This window comes from Amycolatopsis japonica, from assembly GCF_000732925.1.
Classification (GTDB): Bacteria; Actinomycetota; Actinomycetes; order Mycobacteriales; family Pseudonocardiaceae; genus Amycolatopsis; species Amycolatopsis japonica.
Genome location: NZ_CP008953.1, coordinates 1,980,111 through 2,006,783, shown reverse-complemented (window position 1 = coordinate 2,006,783; position 26,673 = coordinate 1,980,111). Strand labels below are relative to the sequence as shown.

Below are 26,673 nucleotides of genomic sequence, written 5' to 3'. Positions count from 1 at the left end.
TGTGTCCGTCCTTTTTCAGGTACGAGAAAGTCTTTTGGGGAATTCACTCGTGGGGCCGCCCGGAGGCGGCCCCACGAGCGGGTGGATCAGGAGGAGGCGGTGGCCTGCTCGGCCGGGGCCTCGGTCGCGGCGGCGGCTTCCTTGGCGTCCGCAGCGGCGGTCTCGGAGCCGGCGAGCAGCTCCTTCTCCCACTCGGCCAGCGGCTCGTCCGTGGCGACGCCCGCCTCGGGCTTGGCGTCGGCGGAGGAACCGTTGCGGCTGGAGCGGGCCATCAGACCGGCGGCGGCGGCCTCGGCCACGACCTTGGTCAGCAGCGCGGCCGAACGGATCGCGTCGTCGTTACCCGGGATCGGGTAGTCGACCTCGTCCGGGTCGCAGTTGGTGTCCAGGATCGCGACGACCGGGATGTTCAGCTTGCGAGCCTCGCCGACGGCGATGTGCTCCTTCTTCGTGTCGACGATCCACACGATGCTCGGCACCTTGGCCATGTCGCGGATACCGCCGAGGGTCTTCTCGAGCTTGTCCTTCTCACGGGTGAGCGTGAGGATTTCGCGCTTGGTCAGGCCGGCGAAACCACCGGTCTGCTCCTGCGACTCGAGCTCCTTCAGGCGGAGGAGACGCTTGTGCACCGTCTGGAAGTTGGTCAGCATGCCGCCGAGCCAGCGCTGGTTCACGTAGGGCATGCCCACGCGCGAGGCCTCGGAGGCGATGGCTTCCTGAGCCTGCTTCTTCGTGCCGACGAACATGATGGTGCCGCCGTGCGCGACGGTTTCCTTGATGAACTCGTACGCACGGTCGATGTACGTCAGCGTCTGCTGCAGGTCGATGATGTAGATACCGTTGCGCTCGGTGAAGATGTAGCGCTTCATCTTCGGGTTCCACCGACGGGTCTGGTGCCCGAAGTGCACGCCGCTGTCGAGCAGCTGCTTCATGGTGACGACGGCCATTGCCGGAATCAACCTCTTCTGTGTCGTGCGCGCCCGGCTCCGCCGGAACGCGCTTGCTCGGTTCGTCGCTCTCGGCCGGGTGGCCGATCGCCCTGGTGCCGATGCTCGGGCCCGGACCCTGTGGCGAAGTGACCGCAGGGACCGCCGGGCCGTGTGCCCCCGCCTGTCCTGACCCTCCGTGAGGAGATCGGCCATCGGGAGCGCGCACGTGCACGCGAAGTCAGTCCGCTGCCGCGGACCGCGCAAAAGAGTCTACTCCCTGTCGCCACCGGGTACCGCACCGGCAGCCCCTGATGAGAGGGGTTGTCCACAACCGCCTCGGTTATCCACAGATTCCCCCGGCGCGCCCCGCACGCCACGCCGGTCCCCCAGCCTGGAACACATGACCATGACGACCTGTTCCCGCCCTGTCACCAGGCACTCCTTCGCCCTCGACCGCACCGGCGGGAGGCACCGCCGCCCCGGGCGTCCTCGGCGGCTTCCGCGCCTCGCGATCCTCGCGACCCTGCTCGCGATCTTCGCGTCGGTGGCGATGCCGGGAACGGCCAGAGGCGCACCCTCCCCGCAAGGGCGACTCTCGTGGCCGCTCTCGCCGGTACCGAGCGTCACCAGGTACTTCGAGCCGCCCTCGACTCCGTACGGGCCCGGCCATCGGGGCATCGACCTCGCGGCGGCACCGGGCACGAACGTGCTCGCGGCCGCCGAAGGAGTGGTGATGTTCGCCGGGCAGGTGGCGGGCCGCGGCGTGGTGTCGATCGACCACGACGGAGGGCTGCGCACCACCTACCAACCACTCGCCCTGACGGTCACCGCGGGTGATCAGGTCTACCGGGGGCAGATGCTCGGGACGCTCGCGGCGGGCCATCCCGGCTGCCCGGAGCCGGCGTGCCTGCATTTCGGCGTCCGGCGGGGCGAGGAGTACGTCGATCCGCTCGCGTTGATCGGCGAGCCGTCCGAGATCCGGCTCAAACCGTGGGAAGGAGATTGAGTGATCGTTACGGAACGGGCTCGGTCGGCCGAGTGGCGGTGCCGCCACGTGCTCCTTCTCCGCACAATGCCGTGATTCGCGTGTCCTGGCGGCGGACACACGTGATTGGACGGCGCACACGCGTGATTGGGGGGCGAACACGCGTGATTGGAGGCGGGACTCGCCGTGGCGCGTGGGGGCTTAGGCCTGCTCGACCAGTTTGGCGCGCAGCCGCATGACGGCGCGGGTGTGCAGCTGGCTGACCCGTGACTCGGTGACGCCGAGGACCTTGCCGATCTCGGCGAGCGTCAGGCTCTCGAAGTAGTAGAGACCGACCACGATCCGGTCGCGTTCGGTGAGCTGCGCGATCGCCTGCGCCAGCTGGCGGCGGTTGTCCTGGTCGACCAGGACGGCCACCGGGTCGACGGCGCCGTCGTCGGGCAGGGTGTCGACCAGCGAGCCGCTGTCCTTGCCCGCGGCGACGAGGTCTTCCAGCGCGATGACGCTGGTCAGCTGCATCTGCCCGTAGAACTCGCGCAGATCGTCGACGCTGATTTCGAGCTCGGCCGCGAGTTCGGCGTCGGTCGGTGTGCGGTTGAGCCGGGCGCCGAGGCGTTCCAGGGCGCGCTCGGCCTCGCGGGCCTTGCTGCGGACCGCCCTCGGGACCCAGTCCTGGGACCGGAGATCGTCGAGGATCGCGCCCCGGATGCGCTGCATGGCGTAGGTCTCGAACCGCAGCCCTCTGGCGGGTTCGAACTTCTCGATCGCGTCGACCAGGCCGAAGATCCCGGACTGGATCAGGTCACCGACGTCGACGTGGGTCGGCAGCCCGGTGCCGACCCGGCCGGCGACGTACTTGACGAGCGGGGCGTAGTGCAGCACGAGCCGGTCGCGCACGACCTGGTCCGGCGACTCGGTGAACTCCCGCCACAGCGCCTGGATGCCGGCGTCCACCTCGTAGCCGGTCCGTGCTTCGGGTGCGACGGCAGGACCGTCCCCGCCGGGGCGATGTTTCCCGGCGGCTTCGGTGACATGTGGGTCGGCGGTCATCGGACCGCCGTTCTCAGCATGCGACTCAGCGTGGTCTCCGTGCTCGTGCGGATGCGCGTGCGCCGCCGGTCCGGGCCGCCGGGTCACCTGCCGAGTTCTCCCCGGCATCATCGGGCCCGGGGGTGCGCGCGGTCGTGGATCGCCTTCAGCCGATCGACGGTCACATGAGTGTAGAGCTGCGTTGTAGCCAGCGTAGCGTGACCAAGCAGTTCCTGAACGCTTCGAAGATCAGCGCCGCCTTCGAGCAGATGGGTGGCCGCGGAATGCCTCAGGCCGTGCGGCCCCATGTCGTTCGCGCCCGGCACCGAACCGACGGCGTCGTGGACGATCCGCCGGGCCGCCCGCGGGTCGAGCCTGCCGCCCCGCGCCCCCAGGAAGAGCGCCGCTTTCCCCGGCTCCTTCGTTTCGACGGCGAGCTTTCCCCTGCCCTCGTCCAGCCATGCCCGCAAGGCCGTTTCGGCGGGGACGCCGAACGGCACGACACGTTCCTTGCCACCCTTGCCCAGTACGAGCACGACCCGGCGGGAGAAGTCGACGTCGCCCACATCCAGCCCGCACAGTTCCGAGACGCGTACGCCGGTCGCGTAGAGCAGTTCCACGATGGCACTGTCCCTCAAAGCCACCGGGTCGCGCTGTTCGGCACCGGCGGCTGAGAAGCGCATGACGTCACTCGCCTGCTCCGCGCGGAGGACCCCGGGAAGCTTGCGGTGCGCGCGGGGCGCCACCAGGCGTCCGCCCGGATCCGACGCGAGGGCCCCGCCTCGGTGGGCCCAGGCGGTGAAGGTGCGGGCCGCCGCCGCACGCCTCGCCAGCGTCGTCCGGCTGGCCCCTTCTTCGCGTTGCCGGGCGAGCCAGCCGCGCAGTGTGCCGATGTCGAGATCCTCGAACCGGCCGCCGTTCCCGTCGACGAATCCCAGCAGCGACACCACGTCGCCGACGTAGGCACGCACGGTGTGCGCGGAGAGCCCTCGTTCCAGGGAAAGGTGCCGCTCGTAGTCGTCGATCAGCTTCCGGACAGGCTCCGGCAGCGCGGCACGGGCGGCGCGCAGATCGGGTCTGCGGGCGCGTTTCCCCGTGCCGTGGGGACCTTCGGTCGACGGCATGCCGATCACGCTGCGCGATGTACGGCGGATGGTCAAGTATCGCCGCACCCTGTTGCGGTGTCCGTGGTCGGATCGTGCCGGGATGGCGTCTCAGGTGTAGGCCAGTCAGGTCTTGGCGGCTCGTTTTCGCCACCCTGCGTCACTCCTTTCCGCGAAGCCGTCGAGTTCCAGTTCGGGAAGGAGCGAGCGGACGCGCTCCACCGGGATGCCCGACTCGGCCGCGAGTCTTTCCTCGGGTCTCGCCGACCGCGTGGACAGGGCGTCGTGCACGCGCAGCGCCTCCGGACCGAGCCGATCGGTGCGGCGGCGCGGTTTCGACGGTTCCGCCCCCTCCGCCCCGAACCGTCCGGCGGTCTCGAGGATCTCGTCGACCGAGGTCACCAGCGTGGCCTCGCCTTCGCGAATCAGCGCGTGGCAGCCGGCGGACATCCCCGACGAGACCGGGCCCGGCATGGCCATCACGACCTTGCCCAGGGCCCCGGCCGTACTCGCGGTGTTCCGCGCGCCGCTGCGCCTTCCCGCCTCGACCACGACGGTCCCTTCGGTGAGCGCCGCGATGAGCCTGTTCCGGACGAGGAACCGATGCCTCGCGGGCGTGGTCCCCGGCGGGTACTCGCTGACCACCGCGCCGACCTTTCCGATGTTGCGCAACAAGGTCGCGTGCTGCGCCGGGTACTCGACGTCGGCTCCGCAGCCGAGCACGGCGACCGTCGTCCCGTCCGCGCTCAACGCGCCCCGGTGGGCGGCGCCGTCGATGCCGAACGCCGCTCCCGAGAACACCGGGATCCCCCGGCTCGCGAGGTGATAGCCCACTTCGGCCGCGTTGTGCTCGCCGTATCCGGTCGCCGCGCGGGCGCCGACGATCGCGATCGCCTGGTCGACCGCTTCGCCGAGCTTGACCGGGCCGCGGACCCACAACGCCAGCGGAGGCGCCATGCCGGAAACGCCCCTGCCCTGCGCCACGGCCAGCGAAAGCAAGGGCCAGGCAGGCCATTCGTCGTCTTCGGGGATGACGAGCCTGGTCTCGTCGGCCGCGGCGCGCTCCAGATCCCGCTCGGCGTAGTCGTGCGCTCGCCGGGCGGCCGTCTCGTCGCGCACCTTCGGCGGGCAGTCGGCGCGACGCACCCGTTCCGCGGCGACGACAGGGCCGAATTCGCCCACGAAACCGGCCAAAGCGGGTGCTGGAGGCTCGGCCACACGCAGGAGGTACGACCGCGCGAGGCGTTCGGCTTCGAGTTCACTCATCCGGATGACCTCTCCCGGAAGTTCAGCGCCGCCGCGACCTCGTCCGCCTCCGGCTTGTCGGCCCCCTTCAAATCGGCGAGCGTCCAAGCGATGCGAAGGCAGCGGTCGGCGCCGCGCGCGGTGATCGCGCCCCGCTCCAACGCGCGGTCCAGCAGCGCCGTGACCTGCGACGGCAGGGCGAACTCACGGCGCAGCGCGGGACCGGGCACTTCCGCGTTCGTGAGCCAGCCTTGCTCCGCCCAGCGTTTCCCGGCACGCTCGCGTGCCTCCAGCACCCGCTCCCGGACGGCCGCCGACGCCTCGGGCGGCTCGCTCAGATGCGCGCTGAGCGCGGACAGCGGGCGCAGCCGAACCCGCAGATCCACCCGATCGAGTAATGGCCCGGACAGACGGCCCAAGTAGCGCCTTCGCACGGTCGCCGAGCATGTGCAGTCGGCGTCCTTCGCCGGAGCGCAAGGGCAGGGGTTGGTCGCCAAGACCAACTGGAAACGTGCCGGGTACCGCACGGCGCCCTTGACCCTCGCGATCCGCACTTCGCCCTCTTCGAGCACCGTGCGCAGCGACTCCAGCCGCTCCGGGCCGAACTCGCACACCTCGTCGAGGAACAGGATTCCCCGGTGCGCGCGGCTGATCGCGCCGGGCACGGCCAGGCCGCTTCCGCCGCCGATCAGGGCGGGCACGCTGATCGAATGATGCGGCGCGACGAACGGCGGCACGGTGACGAGCGGTTCGGCGCGGGAGAGCGAACCGTCGATCGAATGCACCGCTGTCACCTGCAGCGACTCTTCGGCGGTCAGTCGCGGAAGCAGGCCGGGAAGGCGTTTCGCGAGCATCGTCTTGCCCACCCCTGGCGGGCCGGTCATGAGCAGGTGATGCCCACCGGCCGCGGCAACCTCCAGCGCCCATCGCGCTTCCGGCTGCCCTACGACGTCGGCGAGGTCGGGTACCTGTGGCGGCGCCTGGACGACGGACGGCTCAGGGAGGGTGAGCTCTCCTTCGCCCTTGAGCCAGTCCACGAAGTCGCTCAACCGCGCTACTCCACCGACCTCCAGCCCGTCCACGAGAGCGGCTTCGAACAGCGACTCGGCGGGGACGACGGCCCGTCTGTACCCGGCGTCGCGCGCCGCCAGCAGTCCCGGCAGGACCCCGCGGACCGCCCGTACCCGGCCGTCGAGGGCGAGCTCACCGAGCAGCACGGTGTTCAGCAGTTTCGTCGCGGGGACCGCGCCGGTGGCGGCCATGACCGCCGCCGCGATCCCCAGGTCGTAGCCGGACCCCACCTTCGGGAGATTCGCCGGCGACAGGCCGAGGATCACCCTCTCGTCCGGCCAGGTCCGCCCGGAATTGCGCACGGCGGAACGGACCCTGTCCTTGGCCTCTTTCAGCCCGGTGTCGGGCAGGCCGACCATCGTCACCTTCGGCGATCCGCCGCCGATGTCGGCCTCGATCTCGATCATCCTGCCCTCGACGCCGAGAAGCGCGATCGACCAGGCCTTCGCCAGCGCCATTCAGAACGCCGCCTTGATATGCCGCACCCGGGGCGGGGCGTCGGGCGAGGCGACGATCGCGATGATGTCGTAGCGGACCGGGGCCCAGCGGAGCATGAACTTGCGCTGCCATTGGTAAGCGAGACGGCGGATGCGATCCGCCTTGTCCGGGGTCACCGCCTCGGCCGGGGTGCCGAAACCCAGCCCCGTCCTCGTCTTCACCTCGCAGAAGACGAGGCGTTTCCTGTCGGTCGCGATGAGATCCAGTTCGCCGTCACGACAACGCCAGTTGCGGCTCAGGACGACATAGCCCCTCTTCTCCAGATGCCGGACCGCGAGGTCCTCTCCCCAGCGGCCCAGTTCGATCCGTGGTGCCCCGGCGGGCGGCTGTTCGGCCGTGCTCGTCATCTCGATCCCCCTCAGCGATCGTCACGGTGCGTGTGCGATCAACGCTGCCAGGGTGAGGGGGTGGGGGACAGACCCGATTTCGGCGCCTGTGGACAACCGGGGTGTTGTGGATGGTTCGGCCGCCATGGGGGTTTGCCGGGCGGAATCGTCGGTGGGCTGTGCTATATGGCCCCGGGTAGATACGTGAAGGCCCCCTTCACGGCGTCCAGCGCCGTGAAGGGGGCCTTCACGTACTTAGGGGGCTCAGCCTGAGAACGGTCCGTCTTCCGGCAGCCGGAGATCCGGTTTGTCGAGCTCCTCGACGTTGACGTCCTTGAACGTGATGACCCGGACGTGCTTGACGAACCGGGCGGGCCGGTACATGTCCCAGACCCACGCGTCGGACATGCGGACCTCGAAGTACACCTCGCCGCCGCCGTCGCGCACCTGCACGTCGACGGCGTTGGCCAGATAGAACCGCCGCTCGGTCTCCACCACGTACGAGAACTGGCCGACTATGTCGCGATACTCGCGGTAAAGCGAGAGCTCCATCTCGGTCTCGTACTTCTCGAGATCCTCTGCGCTCATGAAATCCGCGCCCCTCCTCGCGATTTTGCTGCTGTTCCAGCGGCGGAGCGTTCATTGTTACCCACGTACGGGCCGAGGGCACGTATCGGCACGCTCGGGTTTTCCAGTGCCGCGACGGTCAGCACGACCGGGTGAGGCGGTCGCACCCGGTGCGCGGCGGCCGCGGTGGCCACGTTGGCGTACGACCAGCGATGGACCGGACTCGGACCGTGAGTGTCCAGCGCGGCGCCGTGGTCGGTGGTGCTGTACCCCTTGTGCACGTCGAAACCGTAGTGCGGGTGGACGTCGTGCAGGTCGCTCATGATCCGGTCCCTGGTGACCTTCGCCAGCACGGAAGCCGCCGCCACGCACGCGACGGCCTTGTCGCCTTTGATCACCGGGACACTCGGAGCGGGCAGCCCGGACACACGGAATCCGTCGGTCAGGACGTAGCCTGGCGTGTTCCGCAGCGCCGAGACGGCTCGCCGCATGCCTTCGAGGTTCATGACGTGGATGCCGAACAGGTCGACCTCGGCCGCCGGGATGACGATGACCGAGTAGTCGACGGCACGCTGGACGACCCGGTCGTACACCCGGTCGCGGGCCTTGGCCGTGAGCACCTTCGAGTCGGTGAGCTCGGGCAGGCGGGCGGCGTCGCCGGGACGCAGGACGCAGGCGGCCACGACGAGCGGGCCGGCGCAAGCACCGCGCCCTGCCTCGTCGACTCCGGCGACGGGCCCGAGGCCCCGCCGGTCCAGCGCACCCTGCAAACCCCAGAAGAGGTCGCCACGCACCACTGCCCGCGGTGGCCGAAGCGGCTCGGCCGGTGTGAGCGGTACAGGAACTCTCAAGGCCTTACCGCCTCCGGTCGACCGCCTTGCGCACTCCGGCCGACATCCGCCTGCCGAGGAAGAGCACGGGCCACGCCGCGGCGATACCGACTCCCAAGGGGAGCCCCTGCTGCCAGGCCGGGGCGCCGAGCGCCAGCGGCTGAGCGTTCGCCTGCGGGTTGTGGTCCGAAACGCCACCCCAGCGGCCGGGCGGGAGCACGATGACCCGTGCCTTGCCGATGATGTTGTCCACCGGGACGGCACCGTTGACCCCACCGCCACCCTGGATACGGGAGTCGCTGGAGTTGTTGCGGTTGTCGCCCATCACCCAGACGTAGCCGGCGGGCACCTTGACCGGCTCGAACGTCCGCTCGGTGGGGGCCATGCCCTCTTCCCAGTGGACGTACGGCTCGTCGAGTGCCTTGCCGTCGACGACGACGCGGTTGTTGTCGCAGCACTGGACCGTCTGGCCGCCGACCGCGATGATCCGCTTGACGAAGTCGCGCTCGTCCGGCGGCGCGAACCCGATCAGGGAACCCAGCGTGCGGAATCCGGTGACGAAGATGTTGCTGGACTCCGGCGTGTCGATCTCGCCGACCCAGGCGGGCGGGCCCTTGAAGACCACCACGTCGCCAGGGCCGGGATCGGTGAAGTCGTACGTGATCCGGTCGACCAGGATCCGGTCGCCCGTGCATCCCGAGCAGCCGTGCAAAGTGGTCTCCATCGATCCCGAGGGGATCATGTAGACCTTGGCGAGGAACTGCTGGATCAAGATCGTCAGCACGAGCGCGACGACGATCAGGATCGGCAGTTCCTTCCAGAACGACCGCTTCTTGTTGACCTTGCCGAATTTCTTGGAACCGGATCGGCCCCGGCGGGAGGCCCGCGTGGGGCGCTCCTCTTCGGGGCGATCGGGCTCGTCTTCGGAGGTGTTCTGGGACACGGGTTCGACCACGACGCCAGGTTACCTGTAACCGAGTGGCTACCTACTTGGCGGAGGTCGTCTCGCGGTTTTCGCGGCGTTCCTTGATCTTGGCGGCCTTGCCGCGCAGCTCACGGAGGTAGTACAGCTTCGCCCGGCGGACGTCGCCGCGCTTGAAGACCTCGACCTCGGCGATGTTCGGCGAGTGCACCGGGAAGGTGCGCTCCACGCCGATGCCGAACGACACCTTGCGGACCGTGAAGGTCTCGCGGATGCCGCCGCCCTGGCGACGCAGCACGACGCCCTGGAAGATCTGGTTGCGCTCGCGGTTGCCCTCGATGACGCGGACGTGAACCTTGAGCGTGTCGCCCGGTCGGAAGTCCGGGATGTCGGAACGCAGTGACTGCGCGTCCAGCGCGTCCAGGGTGTTCATCGGTGGTCCGTCCTCGTCTTCGTATGGCTTACGTGCAGCTTGGGCGCGCAGTGTCGGGCACTGCGACCTACCCGGGGGCTGATGGCGTTCCGGTGTACGGCGCCGGCTGCGAAGCCGCGCGTCCACTCACGCCAACCTGTCAAGTATTGCAGACCAGGACTCAGGTGCTCGACCCGGCCTGGTCGCTGCCCTCGTCCAACCGGTCGAGGACCTTGAGATCGTGCTTGTCGAGACTACCTTCCGGCAGCAGGCCGATCAGTTCGGGCCTGCGCCGGACGGTGCGTTCCAGCGCCTGGTCGCGGCGCCAGCGGTCGATCAGCGCGTGGTTTCCCGAGCGCAGTACGTCGGGTACGGCCAGGTCGCGCCAAACCTCCGGCCGGGTGTAGCTGGGGCCTTCGAGCAGCCCGTCGGAGAACGAGTCCTCCTCGGCGGAGCGGGAGTTGCCGAGCACCCCGGGCAGCAGCCGGACGACGGCCTCGACCATCACCAGCACCGCCGCCTCGCCGCCGACCAGCACGTAGTCGCCGATGGAGACCTCGTCGACGGGCATCCGCCGGGCGGCGTCGTCGATCACCCGCTGGTCGATGCCCTCGTAGCGGCCGCAGGCGAACACCAGGTGCTCCTCGGCGGCGTACTGGTGGGCCATGGCCTGGGTGAAGGGCCGTCCGGCGGGGGTCGGGACCACGAGGCGGGTGTTCTCGCCGCAGACCTCGTCCAGGGCGGGGCCCCAGATCTGCGGTTTCATCACCATGCCGGGCCCGCCGCCGTACGGGGCGTCGTCGACGGCGCGGTGGACGTCGTGCGTCCAGTTCCGCAGGTCGTGGACGCCGACCTCGATGAGGCCGCGGTCGATCGCGCGCCCGAGCAGCGCGGCGCGGAGCGGATCGAGGTATTCGGGGAAGATCGTGACGACGTCGAGGCGCATCAGGCGTCCAGCAGGCCTTCCGGCGGGTCGAGGACCACGCGGCCGCCCGCGACGTCGACGGCCGGGACGATCGCCTTCACGAACGGCACCAGCACCTCACGTCCGTCGTGCTCGATCGACAGCAGTTCGCCGGCGGGCGAATGCACGATTTCGAGCACCTTGCCGACGACGGTGCCGTCGGCGAGTTCGGCCCGCAGGCCTTCGAGTTCGTGGTCGTAGAACTCGTCGGGGTCTTCGGTCGGCGGCAGCGTCGAGGTGTCGGCGATCAGCAGCGCGCCGCGGAGGGTCTCCGCGACGTCCCTGGTCAGCACCTCTTCGAAACGCACCAGCAGCCGCCCGCTGTGTTCGCGGGCGGCTGCGATGGTGAGGTCTCTGCTGCTGCCGTCACGCAGCTTCGTCGTGACGGCCGAACCGACCGCGAACCGCTGTTCCGGCGAGTCCGTGCGCACGTCCACCGCGAGTTCCCCGCGGATTCCGTGCGCCTTGGCGATACGGCCGACTACGACGTCCATCCCGTTCAGTCCTTGGTCAGCGATCGGTGTCGACGACGTCCACGCGGACGCCGCGGCCACCGATGCCGCCCATGACGGTGCGCAGGGCGGTCGCGGTACGACCGCCCCGGCCGATCACCTTGCCGAGATCGTCGGGGTGCACGTGCACCTCGAGCGTGCGGCCACGGCGAGTGGTCAGCAGCTCGACCCGGACCTCGTCCGGGTTGTCGACGATCCCGCGCACCAGGTGCTCGAGGGAGTCAGCGAGGAAGCTCACGCCTCGGCCTTGTCACCCTCGGCGGCTTCGGCCTTCTCGGCCTCGGCCTTCTTCGGGGCGGACTTCTTCTTCGGCGTGGTGGCTTCGGCGGAGGCCGAGTCACCGGCGGCCGCGAGCGCGGCGTTGAACAGGTCCTGCTTCGACGGCTTCGGCTCGGCGACCTTCAGGGTGCCCTCGGCGCCCGGGAGGCCCTTGAACTTCTGCCAGTCACCGGTGATCTCGAGGATGCGCTGGACCGGCTCGGTCGGCTGGGCACCGACGGACAGCCAGTGCTGGGCCCGCTCGGTGTCGACCTCGATGAAGCTCGGCTCTTCCTTGGGGTGGTACTTGCCGATCGTCTCGATGGCCTTGCCATCACGGCGGGTGCGCGCGTCGGCGACGATGATGCGGTAGTACGGCGCACGGATCTTGCCGAGACGCTGCAGCTTGATCTTGACGGCCACGGGTGTGGGTACTCCTCAGTTCTCTCTGATGCATGTGGAAGGCGCACGCCAGCCGAGTGGGGACACGGCTGCGCACACCCGAAGGGTGAGCTCGGGCGCGGTGAGAGGGTCCGGCCAAAGCAGGCAAGCGAACATTCTGCCAGAGAGCTGTGTGCATGCGTGCACGTGGGTTGCTTGCGTGCATGCACACTGCCGTCAGAACGCGGCTATCCCGAGCGACGCGAGCAGGATGGTCACGGCCGGGAGGAAGTTGTTCACCTGGTGGGCGACCACGCTGCCGAGCAGCCGCCCGGTGAACACCCTGGCCAGCCCGATCGGGATCGCGATCACCAGCAGCAACGTGGTGCGCAGCGGTTCGAGGTGGCTCGCCGCGAAAACCGCCGTGGAGACCAGGAACGCCGCGATCCTCCCCCAGCGTTCGGTGCGCCAGGTCAATCGCTCGACCGCGCCCCACAGGAGGCCGCGGTAGATGATCTCCTCGCAGATCGGCCCGACCAGCCACAGGTAGATGAACATGACGACGGCGGCCGAGACCGACATCCGCCGATCCTCGACGAGTGCGCTGATCGCCGAGGTCGCGTTCTCGTTGCCCACGACCTGCGTCCAGGCCCAGGCGGCGAGCGAGGTGAACCCGAGCCCGAGCACCCCGAGTTTGAGGCCGACCTTGACGTCGGCCCAGCTCCAGCCGATCCGCAGGTCGATGAACGGGCCGTTGCCCCGCAGCCGGGTGATCAGCAGCGCCACGCCCGCCGCGATCATCGTCGGCAGCATGGTGCCGAGCAGCACCATGCGCATCGGCAGGGGCTGACCGGGCTGGACGTCGCCGAGCAGGACGCTGATGAACGCCGCCGACGCCAGCAGGACGGCCTCCACCAGGAGGAAGGCCCCGAATCCCCAGCGATGCGGCGGTGGCGTGTCGGGCGCGGCCACCTCACCTCCGGCAATGACTTCTTCTGGGAGCTCATCCGGCGGCGCGGCCTCGGGGATCGGCTCCCTGGGCTGAGATACGGTCACGCCGATCCTCCGGTGATCGTTCGGTTACTCAAAGACTCTAACCGCCTGGACCGGCGATCACCTCGCCGCGAAGAGCAATACAGCCGGTGGGAGGTTGTTGGCCGCGTGCGCGATCACGGACGCGCTCACCCGGCCGGACAGATAACGGGCCAGACCGATGGCGATGCCCTGGCCGAACAACGCGATCGTGCGCGCGGCCTCCCCGTGCAACTGGGCGAACACCAGCGCGGTGACCAGCAGGATCACCCAGGAAGGCAGGCGATGGAAGCCCATGGCGTTCCACAGCGTGCCGCGGAAGAGCAGTTCTTCGGTGACCGGAGCGGCGAGGACGACGATGACCGCGGCCAGCACCAGCCAGATCGTGTCGCCTTCGGTGGTTCCCGACAGTTCGGTGATCGGTCCGGGCGAGACGTCGGAGAAGGTCCTGTCGTCGCTGTCGGTCCCGTAGACGGCCAGCAGGAGCAGATTGAGGAGGTAGCCGGCGGCGAGCGCGGCGGCTCCGCAGGCGAGCCCGATCCGTACGTCGCGCCACGTGGGTTTGAGCCCGAAGTCCGCGCGAAGCCCCTGTCCCCAGACGTGTGAACCGACCACAGGGCCGAGTCCGAGGACGAGGGTCGGCAGGAACGCGAGGATCAGCAGCGGGCCGACGTCACGGAGTTCGAGCGGGTCGTAGCCGCCGAAGCGGCCCGACATCAGGAAGCTCATGACGAGCGTGACGAGGTGGTATCCGGCGATGCCCGCGAAGAACGCTACGAAACCCCAGTGCGCTCCGAGCACCAGACGCTCGCGAGCCTGCCCGTCGTCCACCACGCCTCCACGCTAAGTGCCGCTTCCGTAACGGACGGAGTCGGGTCAGGCGTAGATCTTGCCACGCAGCACGATATGGCTCGGATGGCGGAGCACCGCGAGATCCTCGCGCGGATCGGACGGGTAAACGAGCAGGTCGGCCGAAGCGCCGTCGACGATTCCCGGTACGCCGAGCCAGTCGCGAGCCGCCCACGAAGCCGAAGCCAGCGCCTGCTCCGCGGACATGCCCGCCTTGTGCAAGGCCTCGATCTCGTCGACGAGCCTTCCGTGCTCGACCATGCCGCCCGCGTCGCTTCCCGCGTACACCTGGACACCGGCCTCGATCGCCGTCGAGACCATCTCCCCCACGCCGGCGTGCAGCGCCCGCATGTGGTCCGCGTACACCGGGTACTTGCCCGCCTTGTCCGCGATGCCGGGGAAGTTCTCGATGTTGATCAGGGTCGGCACGAGCGCGATGCCGCGTTCGGCGAGGACGCCCAGCTGGTCCGCCGAGAGCTCCGTGCCGTGTTCGAGGCAGTCGATCCCCGCGTCGATGAGACCGGGCAACGCGGCTTGGCCGAACACGTGCGCCGTGACCTTGGCGCCCTCGGCGTGTGCGACGGCGATGGCCTCGGCGAGCACGTCGTCGGGCCAGAGCGGCGCGAGATCGCCGATGCCCCGGTCGATCCAGTCGCCGACGAGTTTGACCCAGCCGTCGCCGTCACGGGCCTGTTCGGCGACCGCCTTCGGCAGCTCGGAAGGGTCTTCGAGTTCGATACCGAGCCCGGGGATGTAGCGCTTGCGCAGGGCGAGATGCCGTCCGGCGCGGATGATCCGCGGCAGGTCGGCCCGTTCCTGCAACGGCCGGACGTCGATCGGCAGCCCGCAGTCGCGGATCAGCAGCGTCCCGGCGTCGCGATCGGTGATCGCCTGCTCGGTGGCCTCTTCGAGCGTGGTCGCGCCACCGACCCCGATACCGGGATGGCAATGCGCGTCGACCAGTCCGGGAACGAGAAAGCCTTCCCGGACAACGGTTTCCGCCCCGGCCACCGGTTCGGTGGTGATCCGGCCGCCGGTGACCCACAGCTCACGGTGCTCGCCGTCCGGCAGGACGACCCCCGCCAGGTGCAGCGCCTCCACGGGCTACTTGTCCTTCGGCAGCTTGAACTTCTTCGGGTCGAACCCGGGTACGTCGTTCATGCCGCCGAGCTGCGAAAGGTCGGGCATCCCGCCACCGGGCATCCCGCCGCCCGGGGGCAGCATCGGCATACCGCCGGGAAAGCCGCCGCGGACCTTGGGCTGCGTCGGGCCGCGCCCCTTGCCCTTCTTCCCCTTCTTGCCCTTGCGGTTCTTGCTGCCGCCGCCTCCGCCGCCGAAGCCGAAGCGGCCCGCCATCTGCGCCATCATCTTGCGCGCTTCGAAGAACCGGTTGACCAGGTCGTTGACGTCGCGGACGGCGACACCGGACCCCTTCGAGATCCGCACGCGACGCGAGGCGTTGATGATCTTCGGGTCGGCCCGCTCGGCGGGGGTCATCCCGCGGATGATCGCCTGCAGCTTGTCGAGCTGCTTGTCGTCGACCTGCGCGAGCTGGTCCTTCATCTGACCGGCGCCGGGCAGCATGCCGAGCAGGTTGCCGATCGGGCCCATCTTGCGGACCGCGAGCATCTGCTCGAGGAAGTCTTCGAGGGTGAGCTGGCCGCTGCCGAGCTTGGCCGCGGTCTGCTCGGCCTTCTCCTGGTCGAAGTGCTGCTCGGCCTGCTCGATGAGGCTGAGCACGTCACCCATGCCGAGGATCCGGCTGGCCATCCGGTCCGGGTGGAAGAGGTCGAAGTCTTCGAGCTTCTCGCCGTTGGAGGCGAACAGGATCGGCTGGCCGGTGACCTGGCGGACCGACAGCGCGGCACCACCGCGGGCGTCACCGTCGAGCTTGGTGAGCACGACGCCGGTGAAGCCGACGCCGTCGCGGAAGGCTTCGGCCGTGGTGACCGCGTCCTGACCGATCATCGCGTCGACGACGAACAGCGTCTCGTCCGGAGAAACGGCGTCGCGGATGTCCGCGGCCTGCTTCATCAGCTCTTCGTCGACGCCGAGACGGCCGGCGGTGTCGACCAGGACGATGTCGTGCTGGGCGCGCTTGGCCTCGTCGATGGCGCGGCGGGCGACGTCGACCGGGTCGCCGACGCCGTTGCCGGGCTCGGGCGCGAAGACCGCGACCCCGGCCCGCTCGCCGACGACCTGCAGCTGCGTGACGGCGTTGGGACGCTGGAGGTCACACGCGACCAGCATCGGCGCGTGGCCCTGTTTCTTCAGCCACATCGCGAGCTTGCCCGCGAGCGTCGTCTTACCGGCACCCTGCAGACCCGCGAGCATGATGACCGTCGGCGGGTTCTTCGCGAACGTGAGCCGCCTGGTCTCGCCGCCGAGGATGGTGACGAGTTCCTCGTTGACGATCTTGATGACCTGCTGCGCCGGGTTCAGCGCGCCGTGCACCTCGGCGCCCTTGGCGCGCTCCTTGATCCGGGCGATGAAGTCCTTGACCACAGACAGCGCGACATCCGCCTCGAGCAGCGCGATCCGGATCTCGCGCGCGGTGGCGTCGATGTCGGCGTCGGAGAGCCTGCCCTTGCGAGACAGGGTCTGCAGGGCGGACGTGAGCCGATCGGAGAGGGTGTCGAACACGGGTGTGCACGCTCCAGCTGGGTCGTTGTGGCTCGCCGGTACGAACCGGCGGCTTCCCAGGGTAGTCGGTGTCCGAGGCCGGCGTTGACACGGTTGCGAAGACCCGTTCAGGCTTTGCGAAGGTCGGCTCCGACCAAAGCCCGGATGACGTTCGCGGTGCCGGCTTCCCGGACGGTGCGGCTCATCTCGACATGCAGGAAGACCGTGCCGTCCTTCGCCGCCGCCTTGCCCTGGACGTTCTTCGTCCCTTCCAATGCCCCGCACGACGACGCCCAGGCCCGGCAGACGTCGAGACCGGCGGCTTCGAGCCGATCCGCGGCGCGGTGGGCGGGCGGGCCGGCGACGGTCGCGCCGGACGAGAGCACGATGTCGTCGTCGGGCAGGTTCTGGTCGTCGAAGCCGTGCAGCTGGATCTGCGGCAGCCCCCGTCCGGCGAGGGTGGTGGCGACCACGTGGAACACGGAATCCACCTCGTGCGCGACGTCCGCGCGGCCGTCGTCCGCCTTGCGGTGCGCGCCCGCGATCAGCAGCACCGCGCCCGGCACCTGGCGGAAGTAGTCGAGACCGAACGACTCGGTCCGCAGATCCGACGCGGGATGCGGGACCTCGATGGCCAGCGACGGCGGGGCCGACCGGTCGATCAGGTACATACCCCAGGATCGCTCGGTACCGGATTCGTTCACCGCGACCGTGTAAGGCCGCCCGGTCTGCCGGTCCGTCCCGTCGCGTACCGCGAATCCAAGCTCCCCGAGGCTCGCCGTTCCCTCGGGAGAGGCGTCCAGCAACGCGGCGAAACCGGCCGCGGCCGTCCGGCGTTCACCCGCCCCGGGTGACCGGTAGTCCTGCTCAGCGGAAAGCGACGACGTGAATCCGGCGAGCAGTGAACTCAGGTCGGCCTCCGGGTCGAGAGGGGGTCGCTGTGACTCGTCGTCACCGAGGACCAGCACGAGGGTCAGCACCAAGGCCAGAGCCAGAGCGACACTGGTCACGCTGAGCAACATTCGAGTTCGGCCGATCACCACCTGGACTCTACTGACTGACCCGAATGAGTACCGCCAGGTGCATTTTGCCGACACTCGGCGGAGTTGTAACGTCCTCACTAACACTTTTGATACCTCGGTGTGACCTGATCGGGAACACGTTTCGCTACTGGCCGACGTGCGCCGCGAACCAGCCGATTACCGAAAGACACGAGGGCCAGTGAAGCGGCAGAAGGACCAGCCCGACCCCGCGGCGCGCCTGCGCGACCAGATCCCGGAGGCGGGTTTCCCCCGAGGTGTGGGGGTGGCGTCCGCCACCACCTTCGTCCTCCTTGTGATGATCGCGGCCTTCACCGCCGTCTACCTGTCGACGGCCGGACCGCTCTCACTGCTCCGCGCCGACTCGGGCGGGCAGCTCCCGGACGAGGTCACCGCGGGGCGGCAACGCGCGACCGCCGCCCTCGCCCAATCGTTGGCCACGTCGGCCACCTCGGCGGCGGGGGACCTCCGCGTCGCCACCGATTCCGGCGTCTTCGACAACGGCGGCGACGACGCCGTGCTCGCCCGCCTCGGCAAGACCTACCCGGACTGGCGTGGAATCGCCGTCTTCGATCCCGCCGCGAAACGGGTCGTGGCCACCCACGGCGAGCCGGTCGCGGTCGAAAACCTCCGTGGCGTCGACGTCACGAACCTCACCGTCCGCCCGATCGCCCGGCCCGGCGACAGCCCGCTCGTCCTCACCGCCCTGCCGCTCACCGGCGACCGCGCAGGCAGGCTCCTCGTCGTCTCGACGCCGCTGCGCGGTCTTTCGGCGGAACTCGACAAGGGCCCCGTGCGGCAGATCCGGCTGGTCACCCCGGACGGCGTGCCGCTCTTCTCGTCCGGGAACGAAGTGCCCGCTACCGACCGCGTCGCACAGGATCTGCTCGCCCGCGCCTCCACGGCCGCCGCGGCCGGGGAATCGGGGGTGCTCAGCGGCGCCGCGACGGATTCGGGCGAGCGGCTCGCACCGGTCGTGTCCTACGCCCCGATCACCTCGGACGGCACCGCGGGCAGCCTGGGGCTGGCGGTCGTCACGCTCAGCCGGTTCCCGGTCGAGCCGGCGCCGGCGCGGTGGCCGGGTCTGCTGCCGGCGGCCGCGCTGCTGGTCCTCGCCGTCGCCGGGTTCGTGCTGTTGCGGAGCGCCGTCGTCAAGCCGATCCTCCGTCTGCGCGCCGACGCCCTCGCGGTCGCGGCAGGCTCGCTCGACGAACCGGTGCGGCAATCGAGGATCCGCGAAGTCAACCGGCTGACCCGCGCGGTCGAACGGTACCGGTCGAAACTGGCCAGGCGCAGACCCCGCGACAAGGTGAAGCCGGTGGTCTCCGCGCAGGTGATCGTCGCCGTCGTCACGCTCGCGCTGCTCGGCTGGTCGGTCGCCGTCGCCGCGACCTTGGGCCGCCAGCACGCCACGGTCTCCCCCGCCGTGCTCGGCGAGTACGGCGGCCGCGTCACGCATTCGGCGGAGACCCTGCGCCGCAGCCTCGCCCAGGGGCTCGGCGACCTGCGCTCCGTCGCCCGGCTCGGTTCGGCGGAACGGCCGGACCGGCTGAACGGCATGCTCGAACGGCTCGCCGAGGACGAAAACCGGTTCCGGAGCGTCTACGTCACCGACGAAGAAGGCAACGTAGTTCACCAAGCAGGGCGCGAATCGCTGCGCGATCCCGGGAAGCTGCCCGACGGCTCGGGTATCCACCAGCACAACACCAGCGGCCGGGTTCCCGTGGTGTACGCCTTCGCGCGTCTGCCGGACTCCGGCAAGGTCGTGGTCGGCGAGTACGACATCCCGAGGATGGCGTCGGTGCTCGGCTCGGCGGGTGGTCGCGTACGCGTCGTCGACGAAGGCAAGCGCACCATCGCCGACACCCAGGGCTATCTGGCCTTCTCCGAACTCACCGACTCCGTGCTGGTCAAGAACGTCGCCACCGCGCAGTCCGGCGAGGACGCCCGCGAAAGCACCGATTCGTCGTTGGTGGTCGCGAGCCGCCTCGCCGACGACGGCAGCGTCGCCGACCTGAACTGGGTCGTCGTCGCCGACCAGCCGGTCTCCTCACTCGGTGTCGCGGACAACACCGTCCGGTCGGGGGCCAGGGTCGCCGCGCTCCTCACGGCGGTCGTCGCCCTGATGCTGTTCGCCTGGCATCTGCTGGTCGTCGTCCGGCCATTGCGGCGGGTGGCCGAATCCGCCGTGCCCATCGCGAAGGGCGTCGGGATGGGCGCCGTGGTCTATCCCCACCGCCAGGACGAGATCGGGACCATCGCCTCCTGCGTCGAGATCTGCCGCCAGGCGCTGACCGATGGCAAGACGCGGCTCGGCGAGGTCCGGCGGCCTGCCGGAGCGGCGACCGACGAAACCAAACTGCTCCAGCGGATCGAGGACGAGCCGGTCCGCGGTCACCCCCGGCCGGTCCGGCGGCGCGAACCGCAGCCGCTGAAACCCCGCCCGCAGCCGCGGCGGCACCAGGGAAACCGGCGGCCCGAGCCGGCGGAACGGGGCCGGAAATGACCTTCCTCTACTTCGTGCTTCTCGTGGCGTCGTCGGCGATGCTCGCCGCGGGTATCGCCGAACAGCGCCGCCACTACCGGAACCTGCACAGCATCCCGACCCGGGTGCTGGTCAACGGCATCCGCGGGAAATCGTCTATCACCCGCCTCTGCGCGGGCGCGCTGCGCGGCGGCGGTCTCGTGACGACCGCGAAGACGACCGGCACGGCGGCCAGGTTCATCCATCCCGACGGCAGCGAGGAGCCGGTCTACCGCAAGTTCGGCATCGCCAACGTCGTCGAGCAGATCGGCATCGTCCGCCGTGCCGCCGCGTACCGGCCGGACGCGCTGGTGATCGAGTGCATGGCGGTGATGCCGGATCTCCAGGAGATCAACCAGAGCAAGCTGATCCGGTCCACCATCGGCGTGCTGTGCAACGTCCGGGAGGACCATCTCGCCGAAATGGGCCCGACGCTGGACGACGTGGCGCGGTCACTGAGCCGGTCGATGCCGGTCGGCGGGATCTGCCTCACCGCGGAGAAGGACCGTCTCGCGATCCTCCAGGAGGAGGCCGACAAGCGGGACTGCCGTCTGATCGCCGTCGATCCGGAAAGCGTCACCGACGAGGAGATGCGCGGATTCGGCTGGATCACGTTCAAGGAGAACGTGGCGATCGCGCTGGCCGTCGCCGATCTGCTCAAGGTCAACCGGCGGCTCGCGCTCGAAGGGATGTGGGCCGCCCCGCCCGACCCCGGAGTGCTCCAGGTCCACCGCTATCGCGCCGGGCGGCGCCAGGTGCGCTTCGCGAACGTCTTCGCCGCGAACGATCCCGAATCGACCCTGATGAACATCGATCAGCTTCGCGCGCAGGGGGCGATCGCCGATCCGCTGCACGTGATCATCAACTGCCGCCCCGACCGCGTCGAACGCAACGGGCAGATGGGCGCGCTGATCCCGCGGGTCGCGCCGGAACGGGTGGTGCTGATCGGCGAGCCGACGCGCAGCGCCCGGATCGCGATCCCCGGCGAATGGCAGGACCGCGTCGTCGACCTCGGCGGCTCACGGCCTCCCGAGGAACTGCTGCGCAAGATCATCGGTGGCGTCGACCGGCAAGCGTCGCTGATCGCCATCGGCAACATCCACGGTCAGGGCGAACTGCTCATCGACGAACTCGCGAAACTGGAAACGATCGCCTCCTGATGCTCACCACTTCACTCTCCCCCGAGGTCGCCACCATCGGGCTCGCCATCGGGCTGCTGCTGTCGCTGGTCTGTTACCTGACCACGAACCTGTCCCCCGGCGGCATGATCACCCCTGGCTGGATCGCCTTGACCATCGTCGAGGACTTCCGGCGGGCGGCGATCATCGTGCTGATGACCGCGCTGACCTACGTGGGCACCAAGATCCTGCAGCGGGTGGTGATCCTCTACGGCAAGCGCCTGTTCGCCGCGGTGGTCCTGCTGGGGGTCGTCCTGCAGACCACCCTGCTGCTTGTCCTGCAGGCCGACTTCCCGCTGCTGTTCGTGCACCAGACGCTGGGCTTCGTGGTCCCCGGCCTGGTGGCCTACCAGCTGGTGCGGCAACCGCCGGCGGCGACCGTCCTCGCCACCGGGGGCGTGAGCCTCGCCAGTTACGCGATCCTGATCAGCGGGGTGCTGGTCGGGCTGGTTCCCACGTTGTGAGGACGTCGATGCGCAAAGCGATCCGGATCGGGGTGCTGGTCGCGGTGATCGGCGTGTCCGGGACGGCCGCAGTGTACGTCGCGAAGGAGGAGCCGCGGGACATCACCGCGGTGTCGGCGTCCGCGCCTCCCGGCGGCGACGCGGCGATCGGCGGGTACACCTACGAACGGCTCGAGAACCCCGCCCGGACGGTCGTCCGGGATTCCCTCGGCACCCAGCTGGCGTCCTTCACCGACGGGTCGCGCTCGGTGCTGCTGTCCGGCAAGAGCCGGACCTTCGCCGAACCGAAGTTCACCACGGTCACCGTCACGTCGTCGGCGTGGATCCGGTTCGCGCCCGAGCCGTGGAAAGCGGGTGCCGAGCGTGAGGGGTGGTTCCGCGACTGGTTGCCCAAGGCCCTCGGCGACACGTCACCGGATCTGCTGGCCATAGCCCTGCAGTACTCCGAAGGCGCCCCGCCCCAGACAACCAAGAAGCTTCGCGTAGCCGGTGACGCGTCCTTCGGGCCCGACAGTGCCGAAGGGCGGCTTGAAAAGTCCGACTTCTACGACTATCTCGGCGTCGACTGGGATTTCCCCGACAAACACGAAAAGGCGGAGCGCGCCCGGTTCGGTTCCCTCGACTGCTCGGGCTTCGTACGGATGGTCTACGGCTACCGCGCGGGTTACCCGCTGCTCGGAACCAACACGAAAGGGCCAGGTCTGCCGCGGCGCGCCTGGGCGATGTCGGAGCTCGGGCCGGGCACGACGTTGATCGAGGACGCCAGGGGGCAGGCCACGGACTACGCGGCCCTCCAGCCCGGCGATCTGCTGTTCTTCAACCTGGAGCCGGCGCTCGGGCCCCGGGTTTCGCATACCGGCATCTATCTCGGACTCGACAGTGACGGCAGGCGGCGGGTGCTGTCCAGCCGGAAGGTCGCCAACGGGCCGACCTTCGGCGACGCCGGTGGCACCTCGCTGATCGACGGCGAAGGCACCTACGCGAAGGCGTTCCGCGCGGCCAAGCGGCTCTAGCGCGCAAACAGGGCTCCGGGACCGATCGCCCCTCGCAGACCGGTACCGGAGCCCCTACGGAAGGCTCGCCTCCCCGCGAGCCGACCGTAAGCACACTTGGCGAGCTTCGCGGGACTTGAATTCGCCGGACCCCCAGTACCAGGCGATTCGCTGCCCGCGCTCTCTCCGCGCGATGGCATAACCTTGCCCGGTCACCCTGGGGTCACGGCAGCGTGAAGACCCTCAACTCCCCCTGAGTAGATCTACTCAACTGGTCTTGGCCGACGACGAAGCGCGCTTCGCCCGCGTCCGCGCCTGGCGTGCCTTGTCCGCCGCTTCGTTGGCCTTCTCGACCGGGCCCTGCTGCAAGGCGGCCAGCAGCCGCGTCACACCTTCGGCCTGTTCGGCCGCGGTCGGCTGGAGGACGTCGTCGCCGTCCAGTTTGGCTTGGATGAGCCCTTCGAGCGCCTCACGGTAGCGATCGGTGTACCGGCCGGGCTCGAAATCCCGCGTGAGGTCTTCGATCAGCGAGACCGCGTTCCGCAGTTCCCCGCGCCGCAGATCGACGTCTTCGTGCAGGAACGGGAAGTCCGGCCGCCGGATCTCGTCGGGCCACAGCATCGTCTCGAGCAGGATCACCTGGTCCCGCACCCGCAGCGCGCCCAGCGTCTCGCGTTGCCGCAACGTCACCTTGACGATCGCGATCCGCCCGGACTGCTGCAGCGCCTCGCTCAACAGCACGTACGGCTTCGTGCCCGCCGGCTCCGGTTCCAGGTAGTAGCTGCGCGCGAAGTACATCGGGTCGACCTGGTCGGCCGGGGTGAAGCCGACGACGTCCATCGACTGGGTGGTCGGCGCGAGCAGCGACGCGAAATCACCGGCGGTCAGCAGCACGACGTCGCCGTTGGGGACGGGGTACCCCTTCGCGATCTCGGCCGCGGGCACTTCGGCGCCGTCGACCTCGCAGACCCACTTCACCCGCACCCGGCCGCCGTCCGGCTCGTGCACCTGGTGGAGGGGGATGTTGTGCTCCTCGGTCGCGCTGTACGCCTTCACCGGAATGGCGTAGGTCCCGAATCCGATCGTGCCTTTCCACACCGCGCGCATGGCCCACCTCCGCCTGGTCAGCGTATCCACGCGCCGAAGCGGCGGGACAGCTACAAACGGGTGTCAGGGGCTACTGAATCGCTCACACATTCGAATGACGGACGCGATTCGGCGAGCGCCTCGGCCGAACAGTCGACAGCGGTGGCCGCCGCACGGAGCACTTCGGCGACCACCTCGACGTCGACCATCGGGGCGGTGGCCAGCGCGCCTTCGCCGCCCCCTTCGACCCGGCCCGCCATACCTTCGAGCGCGATGGCCAGCGCCTGCTGGCCGGCGACGAGGTGCCGGACCACTTTGAGCAGCTCGGGCACGGTCGCGGCGGGACCGGACGCGGTGAGCGAGACGGCGAGGTCGTCCGCGCACGCGCGGAGATGGGAGGCGACGACGGTCGGCGGCAGCGTGACACGTTGTGGACCGGGCACGCGCTCACCCCCTCCGGCTCCTTCAGGTCCCGACCGCGCACATCCTGCCACCGCCACCTTCCGTGACCCGCACGACACCCCGAACGTCAGGAAGCTGCCGCCAGCAGCGCCGCTTCGACCTTCGACCGCCACGCCTGGTCGACCCAGCCACTCCGCGGCGCGACGGCGAACGAGTCGACGACGGCACCACCGAGCGTGGCCACCTTCGCCCACCGCACCTCGGCCTCGCACCGGCGCAACGCGCCCGCGACCCGGTACAGCAGCCCGATCCGGTTCGCGGCCCGCAGTTCGACGACGACCGTGTCGCGCCCGCTGGTCTCGTCGTCGAACCAGATCACCTTCGCCCCGGCCGACTGCGCCTCTCCGCCGCCGTAGTCCCGTTCCTTCGCCGCGAGCCGCTGGGTGAGCGGCAAGGTCCCCGCCACCGCCCGCGCGAACTGCTCCCGGAGCAGCGTGACGTCGGGCAGCGAGCCGAATTTCGGTGACGCCGTGAAGACTCCCGCCCGTCCCCCGTCGTGCCCGCGCAGCACCGCCGCGTGGACTTCGAGCGAGTTCAGCGCGAGCACCCCGGCCGCGGGAGCCAGCAGTTCCGCGCGAGCGGGGACCGCGAGCACCACCGTCACCACCTTGCCGGCGGCGGTGATGCGCACCTCGCCGCGGCCGGACGCGACGGCTTCGGCGACGAGCTCCCGTTGTTCGGCGCCCATCGGCTCCGGCGGTACGAAACCCTTGCCGTGCAACGCTTCTTCGCAACCGGACACCAGTTCGGCGAGCAGGCGCGCCTTCCAGTCCGTCCACACGCCCGGCCCGGTGGCCAGCGAATCGGCCGTCGTCAGGGCGTGCAGCAGTTCCAGGAGGACGAGGTTCTCGTCGAGTGTCTTCGTCACCCGCTGGATCGTGGCGGGATCGCTGATGTCCCGCCGCGTCGCGGTATGCGGGAGCAACAGGTGGTGCCGCACCATCGCCGACACCAGTGCCGAATCGGCCGTCGACAACCCGAGCCGGGCCGCCACCTGCGCGCTGATCTTCGCGCCGAGTTCGGAATGGTCCGCGTCGCGGCCCTTGCCGATGTCGTGCAGCAACGCGCCGATCAGCAGCAGATCCGGCCGTGAAACGGTGGTCGTCAGTTTCGACGCCTCGACCGCGGCCCGCACGAGATGCCGGTCGACGGTCCACGAATGCACCGGCGACCTCGGCGGGAGATCCCGCACCGCACCCCATTCGGGGAACAGCCGCGCCCAAAGGCCCGTGCGGTCCAGCGCCTCCACGGCGTCGACGAGTCCCTCGCCCGCGCCGAGCAGTTCCACCAGCGCCTTGAGGGCGTCGGCGGGCCACGGCGCACGCAGTTCGGGCGCGGTGTCGGCGAGTGCCCGCAGGGTCCCGTGCGCGATGGGCTTGCGGATCCGGGCCGACGCCGCGGCGACCCGCAGCAGCAGGGCCGGATCCTTGGCGGGCAAGGCGTCCCGCGCCAGCGCGACCTCGTTGCCGTGCAGGACGACACCCTCGTCGAGCGGCGTCCGCACCGGACGGCGGCCGAACCGTGCCTTCGGTGGCTCCACAGTGGACCGGAGCGCCACGTCGACCGCGTACGCGATCGTCCGCCCGGCACCGGAAAGCTTGCGCGCCAACGTGAACCGATCGCCGAAGCCGAGTTCGCCCGCGACCGTCTCGGCTTCCGGCGCGCTGAGGATGTCCCGCTCCCGGCGCAGTTCCCTGCGCAGTTCCGTCCGGACGTCGAGCAGCAGGCTCTTGGCCGCCAGCAGTTCCTCACCGGGCCTCGCCGTCAGCTGTGCCGCCGCCAGCGCTTCGAGGACGGCGAAGTCGCGAAGCCCGCCTCGGCCGTGCTTGAGATCCGGCTCGGCGGACTGTGCGATCTCGCCGCTTCGGGCCCAGCGCTGACGGACCGCGTCCGACAGGTCGTCCATTCGTTTCCGGGCGGTCCTCCGCCACTGGTCCCGTGCCGCGGCCGCCAGCCTGGCGGTGATCTCCGCGTCCCCGGAGATGTGGCGGATGTCGAGCAGCCCCATCGCGGTCCGCAGATCCTCCGACGCCACTTTCAGCGCCTCACCCGGTGTGCGGACCGAGTGATCGAGGCCGATCTTGGCGTCCCACAACGGGTACCAGATCGCGTCCGCGATCTCGCCGACCCGCGAGTTCCCGTTGTGCAGCAACAACAGATCGAGGTCGGAGAAGGGCACCAGCTCACTGCGCCCCAGGCCGCCGACGGCGGCCAGCGCGACACCGGGTTCAGCGGTGTCGACGCCGGCCGCCGAAGCGCCCTTGCCCAACCAGAATTCGTAGAGGTCGACGCACGCCGCGCGCAACGCGGCCGCGCCCAACCTCCCGTGCCTGCCCTCGAGCAAACGCTCGGTGGCCTTGACCAGTTCACCCCCGTCGGCCATCGTGGGCGC

Annotated in this window: 27 protein-coding genes; 5 read left to right on the top strand and 22 right to left on the bottom strand. The window is 69.8% G+C overall.

Annotated elements, in window-relative coordinates:
- Nucleotides 1-86: 86 nt before the first annotated feature.
- Nucleotides 87-947: a 30S ribosomal protein S2 gene (gene rpsB, locus AJAP_RS09810; RefSeq protein ID WP_038509888.1), complete on the bottom strand. Its 861-nt coding sequence runs from the start codon at nucleotides 945-947 to the stop codon at nucleotides 87-89.
- A 382-nt stretch (nucleotides 948-1,329) separates the two neighbouring features.
- On the opposite strand from rpsB, the gene AJAP_RS09805 reads away from it, so the two are divergent.
- On the top strand, nucleotides 1,330-1,935 hold the full coding sequence (locus AJAP_RS09805; RefSeq protein WP_038509886.1) for a murein hydrolase activator EnvC family protein: 606 nt from the start codon (nucleotides 1,330-1,332) through the stop codon (nucleotides 1,933-1,935).
- A 180-nt stretch (nucleotides 1,936-2,115) separates the two neighbouring features.
- On the opposite strand, the gene AJAP_RS09800 is transcribed toward AJAP_RS09805, so the two are convergent.
- The 18 genes from AJAP_RS09800 to AJAP_RS09715 all read right to left on the bottom strand — a co-directional run bounded on the left by AJAP_RS09800 (nucleotide 2,116) and on the right by AJAP_RS09715 (nucleotide 17,545).
- Nucleotides 2,116-3,051 (bottom strand): FliA/WhiG family RNA polymerase sigma factor, encoded by a 936-nt coding sequence (locus AJAP_RS09800; protein ID WP_038509885.1) that lies wholly within the window; start codon nucleotides 3,049-3,051, stop codon nucleotides 2,116-2,118.
- 20 nt (nucleotides 3,052-3,071) lie between these two features.
- Complete coding sequence (locus tag AJAP_RS09795; RefSeq protein WP_051972787.1) at nucleotides 3,072-4,067, bottom strand: tyrosine recombinase XerC; 996 nt, start codon at nucleotides 4,065-4,067, stop codon at nucleotides 3,072-3,074.
- A gap of 105 nt (nucleotides 4,068-4,172) precedes the next feature.
- Nucleotides 4,173-5,312, bottom strand: a complete 1,140-nt coding sequence (gene dprA / locus AJAP_RS09790; RefSeq protein ID WP_038509881.1) for a DNA-processing protein DprA — start codon at nucleotides 5,310-5,312, stop codon at nucleotides 4,173-4,175.
- Nucleotides 5,309-6,820 carry a YifB family Mg chelatase-like AAA ATPase gene (locus tag AJAP_RS09785; RefSeq protein WP_038509879.1) on the bottom strand — a complete coding sequence of 504 codons (1,512 nt, stop codon included), beginning with the start codon at nucleotides 6,818-6,820 and terminating at the stop codon, nucleotides 5,309-5,311. The genes dprA and AJAP_RS09785 overlap by 4 nt, the downstream gene beginning before the upstream one ends.
- Nucleotides 6,821-7,207: a YraN family protein gene (locus AJAP_RS09780; protein ID WP_038509877.1), complete on the bottom strand. Its 387-nt coding sequence runs from the start codon at nucleotides 7,205-7,207 to the stop codon at nucleotides 6,821-6,823.
- Nucleotides 7,208-7,450: 243 nt separating this feature from the next.
- A complete protein-coding gene (locus tag AJAP_RS09775) occupies nucleotides 7,451-7,774 on the bottom strand; it encodes a DUF2469 domain-containing protein (RefSeq protein WP_003096226.1) in 324 nt (107 codons plus the stop codon).
- On the bottom strand, nucleotides 7,771-8,550 hold the full coding sequence (locus AJAP_RS09770; RefSeq protein WP_038509873.1) for a ribonuclease HII: 780 nt from the start codon (nucleotides 8,548-8,550) through the stop codon (nucleotides 7,771-7,773). Before AJAP_RS09770 ends, AJAP_RS09775 begins: the two co-directional genes overlap by 4 nt.
- Before the next feature lie 58 nt (nucleotides 8,551-8,608).
- Nucleotides 8,609-9,538: a signal peptidase I gene (gene lepB / locus AJAP_RS09765; RefSeq protein ID WP_038509871.1), complete on the bottom strand. Its 930-nt coding sequence runs from the start codon at nucleotides 9,536-9,538 to the stop codon at nucleotides 8,609-8,611.
- 31 nt (nucleotides 9,539-9,569) lie between these two features.
- Nucleotides 9,570-9,938 (bottom strand): 50S ribosomal protein L19, encoded by a 369-nt coding sequence (gene rplS, locus AJAP_RS09760; RefSeq protein ID WP_005154717.1) that lies wholly within the window; start codon nucleotides 9,936-9,938, stop codon nucleotides 9,570-9,572.
- Between the two features lie 160 nt (nucleotides 9,939-10,098).
- Nucleotides 10,099-10,863 (bottom strand): tRNA (guanosine(37)-N1)-methyltransferase TrmD, encoded by a 765-nt coding sequence (gene trmD / locus AJAP_RS09755; protein WP_038509867.1) that lies wholly within the window; start codon nucleotides 10,861-10,863, stop codon nucleotides 10,099-10,101.
- Nucleotides 10,863-11,375: a ribosome maturation factor RimM gene (gene rimM, locus AJAP_RS09750; RefSeq protein WP_037342315.1), complete on the bottom strand. Its 513-nt coding sequence runs from the start codon at nucleotides 11,373-11,375 to the stop codon at nucleotides 10,863-10,865. The genes trmD and rimM overlap by 1 nt, the downstream gene beginning before the upstream one ends.
- A 16-nt stretch (nucleotides 11,376-11,391) precedes the next feature.
- A complete protein-coding gene (locus tag AJAP_RS09745) occupies nucleotides 11,392-11,631 on the bottom strand; it encodes an RNA-binding protein (protein WP_003103110.1) in 240 nt (79 codons plus the stop codon).
- Entirely contained in the window at nucleotides 11,628-12,074 is a 447-nt protein-coding gene (rpsP, locus tag AJAP_RS09740; protein WP_037342314.1) for a 30S ribosomal protein S16, read from the bottom strand. Before rpsP ends, AJAP_RS09745 begins: the two co-directional genes overlap by 4 nt.
- 195 nt (nucleotides 12,075-12,269) lie before the next feature.
- The gene (locus AJAP_RS09735; protein ID WP_038509862.1) at nucleotides 12,270-13,088 is read right to left on the bottom strand and encodes a CPBP family intramembrane glutamic endopeptidase; all 819 of its coding nucleotides are present in this window, start codon (nucleotides 13,086-13,088) and stop codon (nucleotides 12,270-12,272) included.
- A 57-nt stretch (nucleotides 13,089-13,145) separates the two neighbouring features.
- Nucleotides 13,146-13,895, bottom strand: a complete 750-nt coding sequence (locus AJAP_RS09730; RefSeq protein ID WP_084098597.1) for a CPBP family intramembrane glutamic endopeptidase — start codon at nucleotides 13,893-13,895, stop codon at nucleotides 13,146-13,148.
- Nucleotides 13,896-13,940: 45 nt separating this feature from the next.
- Nucleotides 13,941-15,014: an amidohydrolase family protein gene (locus AJAP_RS09725; protein ID WP_038509856.1), complete on the bottom strand. Its 1,074-nt coding sequence runs from the start codon at nucleotides 15,012-15,014 to the stop codon at nucleotides 13,941-13,943.
- A gap of 3 nt (nucleotides 15,015-15,017) precedes the next feature.
- Complete coding sequence (ffh, locus tag AJAP_RS09720; protein ID WP_038509855.1) at nucleotides 15,018-16,556, bottom strand: signal recognition particle protein; 1,539 nt, start codon at nucleotides 16,554-16,556, stop codon at nucleotides 15,018-15,020.
- A 107-nt stretch (nucleotides 16,557-16,663) separates the two neighbouring features.
- On the bottom strand, nucleotides 16,664-17,545 hold the full coding sequence (locus tag AJAP_RS09715; protein WP_228694902.1) for a hypothetical protein: 882 nt from the start codon (nucleotides 17,543-17,545) through the stop codon (nucleotides 16,664-16,666).
- Nucleotides 17,546-17,756: 211 nt separating this feature from the next.
- Between AJAP_RS09715 and AJAP_RS09710 the strand changes: the two genes are divergently transcribed.
- Genes AJAP_RS09710 through AJAP_RS09695 form a run of 4 tightly spaced genes read left to right on the top strand, consistent with a single transcriptional unit; the run spans nucleotide 17,757 to nucleotide 22,754 of the window.
- Nucleotides 17,757-20,081, top strand: coding sequence for a HAMP domain-containing protein (locus AJAP_RS09710; RefSeq protein ID WP_038509853.1), 2,325 nt, complete (start codon nucleotides 17,757-17,759; stop codon nucleotides 20,079-20,081).
- Nucleotides 20,078-21,259, top strand: coding sequence for a poly-gamma-glutamate synthase PgsB (gene pgsB, locus AJAP_RS09705; RefSeq protein WP_038509851.1), 1,182 nt, complete (start codon nucleotides 20,078-20,080; stop codon nucleotides 21,257-21,259). Before AJAP_RS09710 ends, pgsB begins: the two co-directional genes overlap by 4 nt.
- Nucleotides 21,259-21,741 (top strand): poly-gamma-glutamate biosynthesis protein PgsC/CapC, encoded by a 483-nt coding sequence (locus tag AJAP_RS09700; RefSeq protein WP_038509849.1) that lies wholly within the window; start codon nucleotides 21,259-21,261, stop codon nucleotides 21,739-21,741. Before pgsB ends, AJAP_RS09700 begins: the two co-directional genes overlap by 1 nt.
- A gap of 8 nt (nucleotides 21,742-21,749) precedes the next feature.
- Entirely contained in the window at nucleotides 21,750-22,754 is a 1,005-nt protein-coding gene (locus AJAP_RS09695) for an NlpC/P60 family protein (RefSeq protein ID WP_038509848.1), read from the top strand.
- 246 nt (nucleotides 22,755-23,000) lie between these two features.
- On the opposite strand, the gene ku is transcribed toward AJAP_RS09695, so the two are convergent.
- From ku to AJAP_RS09680, 3 genes are all read right to left on the bottom strand, one after another.
- Complete coding sequence (gene ku / locus AJAP_RS09690) at nucleotides 23,001-23,840, bottom strand: non-homologous end joining protein Ku (RefSeq protein WP_038509845.1); 840 nt, start codon at nucleotides 23,838-23,840, stop codon at nucleotides 23,001-23,003.
- 50 nt (nucleotides 23,841-23,890) lie between these two features.
- Complete coding sequence (locus tag AJAP_RS09685; protein ID WP_038509843.1) at nucleotides 23,891-24,262, bottom strand: hypothetical protein; 372 nt, start codon at nucleotides 24,260-24,262, stop codon at nucleotides 23,891-23,893.
- A gap of 86 nt (nucleotides 24,263-24,348) precedes the next feature.
- Complete coding sequence (locus AJAP_RS09680) at nucleotides 24,349-26,664, bottom strand: [protein-PII] uridylyltransferase (RefSeq protein ID WP_038509841.1); 2,316 nt, start codon at nucleotides 26,662-26,664, stop codon at nucleotides 24,349-24,351.
- Nucleotides 26,665-26,673: the final 9 nt, after the last annotated feature.